Raw genomic sequence first — 3,699 nt, 5'->3', positions numbered from 1 at the left:
GTCTCCCCCAGCCACAGCAACGCGATGGGCGCGATGTAGAGCGGCGCGCTGAAGTTGAGCAGCACGGCCTCACCGAGATTCAAGTGCGCGAGCGCATAGAAGAAGCAATACATCGCGGCGAGCCCGGCGAGCGACCGCAGCAAGTGCTGCGGGAATTGCGCCGTTGCGAGACTCGATACGCCGCCGTAGGCGCGGATCCAAGGCAGCAGCGCCACCAAGCCGAAGCCATTGCGCAAAAACACCACCATCTCGTTCGGAAGCTCGCCGGAGGCGATGCGGACCGCCGTGCTCATGAGCGCCATCATCAGCGAGGCGCCAACGGCACAAAGGGCGCCGCGGGTTATAGTGTGAATAACCATCCCAGTTCTGTTTCTCGATAAAAACGCGCGTTCATTCTAACTTAGTATTTTAGGCACAGGCACCGGCACCCAATACTCGGCGCGCAAGGACGACCTAGACCGTTTTAACAGGTTACCGCTCGGAACACGGACTACAGGAAAATCCCAAGTTACCAAATCACGCCGGTTCTGGTAGCATCGTGCTTCATGCATGCTCAACGTAGGTCCTTCGGCCTTCCTCGCCAGCCTGTCCTATGACCCGTTTTATCTTCGTCACCGGAGGTGTGGTGTCGTCGCTCGGCAAGGGGATCGCATCAGCCTCGCTAGGGGCGCTTCTCGAAGCGCGCGGGCTCAAGGTGACGCTCATCAAGCTCGACCCCTACATCAACGTCGATCCCGGCACCATGAGCCCGTTTCAGCATGGCGAGGTGTACGTGACCGAAGACGGCACGGAAACCGACCTCGATCTCGGGCATTACGAGCGCTTCGTGCGCACGCGCATGGGCAAGCGCAACAACTACACCACCGGCCGCATCTACTGGAACGTCATTCGCAAGGAACGCCGCGGCGATTATCTCGGGGGCACCGTTCAGGTCATCCCGCATATTACCGACGAGATCAAGGACTGTATCCGCAGTGCCGCCGGGGGCGCGGACATCGCCATGGTGGAAATCGGAGGCACGGTCGGCGACATCGAGTCCCTTCCCTTCCTCGAGGCCATCCGCCAATTTCGCATCGAGCTCGGGCCGAAGCAGACCTTATACATTCATCTGACCTTGGTTCCCTACATCGCCTCGGCGGGCGAGATCAAGACCAAGCCGACACAGCATTCCGTCAAGGAATTGCGCTCTATCGGTATCCAACCCGATATTCTGCTCTGCCGCGTGGACCGGCCGCTCCCGCCCGCCGAACGCAAGAAGATCGCGCTCTTTACCAACGTCGAGGAGCGCGCCGTTATCTCGGCGATCGATGTGGACAACATTTACAGGATCCCCCTCATCTTTCATGAGCAGGGCCTCGATGCCATCGTCGTCGAGCGGCTGGCGCTCGAGGTCCCGAACGCCGATCTGCGCCAGTGGGAGGGCGTCGTCGATGCGATAGAACATCCGCTCGCCGAGGTCAACGTAGCAATGGTCGGGAAGTACGTCGAGCTGACCGAATCCTATAAATCCCTCTCCGAGGCCTTGACCCACGGCGGGCTCCACAACCGCGCGCGCGTCGCCATCCACTATTTCGACTCCGAGCAGATCGAACGGCAGGGCACCGTGTGTTTGGAGGGCATGGATGCCGTGCTCGTCCCCGGAGGATTCGGCCGGCGCGGAATCGAAGGGAAGATCGAAGCGGTGCGCTTCGCGCGCGAGCGCCGCGTACCCTACCTCGGCATTTGCCTAGGGATGCAAGTCGCCGTGATCGAGTTCGCGCGCCATGTCGCCGGGCTCACGGGCGCCCATAGCACCGAATTTTACCGCGAGACACCGCATCCGGTCATCGCACTCATTACGGAATGGACCACGGCCGATGGCTCCGTCGAACACCGCGATGAATCCTCCGATCTCGGCGGCAGCATGCGCTTGGGCGGTCAAGAATGCCGCTTGACCCCGGACAGCCTCGTGCAGTCGATCTATGGCAAGGACGTAATCCTCGAACGGCATCGCCACCGTTACGAATTCAACAATCAATACGCGGAGATCTTGGTCCGCGCCGGTTTGAACATTGCCGGCCGCTCGATGGATGGCCAGCTAGTTGAGATCATCGAGCTGCGCGAGCACCCGTGGTTCATCGGCTGCCAGTTCCACCCCGAATTCACTTCGACGCCGCGCGATGGGCACCCGCTCTTCACGAGCTATATTCAGGCCGCCCTCGCCTATCGCATCGGCCAGCACCCCAAGCTCCGTGATGCGGTTATGTAATTTCGAGGCGGGACCCGATCGGCCGTTCTTCCTAATCGCCGGTCCCTGCGTCATCGAAAGCGAGGAGCTGGCGTTGCAGACCGCCGCCACCCTAAAGGAGATGACCGCACGGCTCGGGATCCCGTTCATCTATAAATCGTCCTTCGACAAGGCCAACCGGACTTCGCACCAAAGCTTTCGCGGTCTCGGGGTCGAACGCGGCCTTGCCATTCTTGCTAAGGTAAAACGCGAGATCGGCGTACCGGTTTTAACCGATGTCCACGAAGACTCGCCGCTCGCCGAGGTCGCGGAGGTCGTGGATGTCCTGCAGACGCCCGCGTTTCTCTGCCGACAAACCAACTTCATTCAAAATGTGGCCCGCCAAGGCCGGCCTGTCAACATCAAGAAGGCGCAGTTCCTGGCGCCTTGGGACATGCAGGCCGTGGTCGACAAGGCCAAAGCCATGGGTAACGAGTACATCATGGTGTGCGAGCGCGGGACCGCGTTTGGTTACAATTACCTGGTCTCGGACATGCGAGCACTGGCGGTCCTGGGCCAAACGGGATGCCCCGTGGTCTTCGACGCCACCCATTCGGTGCAGATGCCGGGCGGCCTTGGGACACGCTCGGGGGGCCAACGCGAATTCGTACCGCTGCTGGCGCGAGCGGCGATCGCGGCCGGGATCGCGGGCCTCTTCATGGAAACCCATCCGAGACCGGACGAGGCCTTGAGCGACGGACCCAATAGTTGGCCGCTGGCGGCGCTTCCCGATCTGCTTGAGGGACTGAAAGCGTTGGACGACGTAGCAAAATGCTGTTTTAAGAATAGAGAACCCTGAATGTCAGCGATCAAAGACATTCGCGGCCGGGAGATCCTGGATTCACGAGGAAACCCCACCGTGCAGGTCGACGTCATCACGGCATCAGGGGCGAGCGGCACCGCCGCCGTGCCGTCGGGCGCCTCGACCGGAGAGCGGGAGGCGATCGAGCTGCGCGACGGCGATCCCAAGCGCTATCGGGGTAAGGGCGTGACGCGCGCCGTCGCGCACGTCAATGGGGAGTTGCGCCAAGCGCTCCTCGGCCGGCAAGTTTCCGCGCAAACCGAGATCGACAAGATCATGTGTGATCTCGACGGCACGCCCACCAAGGCGCGCCTGGGCGCTAACGCCATTCTCGGCATCTCGATGGCCGCGGCGCGCGCGGCCGCCCTTGATGCCGGCGTGCCTCTCTTTCGCTACCTCGGCGGCCAGGGGCCGCCGACGATGCCGGTGCCGATGATGAACATCATCAACGGCGGCGCGCATGCCGACAACAACGTGGATTTCCAGGAGTTCATGATCCTGCCGATCGGGGCGCCGAGCTTGCGCGAAGCCGTCCGCTACGGGGCCGAGATTTTCCATGCCCTAAAAGAGGTGCTGCATGCTGGAGGTTTGAACACCGCCGTCGGGGATGAAGGCGGGTTCGCCCCCAACC

4 protein-coding genes are annotated in these 3,699 nt (G+C 61.9%); 3 read left to right on the top strand and 1 reads right to left on the bottom strand.

Translation table 11 applies throughout. The annotated features are described in order from the left end of the window. On the bottom strand, nucleotides 1–305 hold a 305-nt coding region (locus M3436_20010; protein ID MDQ3566260.1), incomplete at its 3' end, for a DMT family transporter. A gap of 287 nt (nucleotides 306–592) precedes the next feature. Here M3436_20010 and M3436_20005 point away from each other — a divergent pair. The 3 genes from M3436_20005 to eno form a co-directional block, all read left to right on the top strand. Then, nucleotides 593–2,248 carry a CTP synthase gene (locus M3436_20005; GenBank protein ID MDQ3566259.1) on the top strand — a complete coding sequence of 552 codons (1,656 nt, stop codon included), beginning with the start codon at nucleotides 593–595 and terminating at the stop codon, nucleotides 2,246–2,248. After that, nucleotides 2,235–3,065: a 3-deoxy-8-phosphooctulonate synthase gene (gene kdsA, locus M3436_20000; GenBank protein MDQ3566258.1), complete on the top strand. Its 831-nt coding sequence runs from the start codon at nucleotides 2,235–2,237 to the stop codon at nucleotides 3,063–3,065. Before M3436_20005 ends, kdsA begins: the two co-directional genes overlap by 14 nt. Next, nucleotides 3,066–3,699: phosphopyruvate hydratase (eno, locus tag M3436_19995; GenBank protein MDQ3566257.1), on the top strand; the 634-nt coding region annotated here is incomplete at its 3' end.

Source organism: Pseudomonadota bacterium, assembly GCA_030859565.1.
In the GTDB taxonomy this organism is placed as follows: Bacteria; Pseudomonadota; Gammaproteobacteria; order JACCXJ01; family JACCXJ01; genus USCg-Taylor.
The sequence above is the reverse complement of the archived record's forward strand: the minus strand, read 5'-3'. Positions and strand labels throughout refer to the sequence as shown.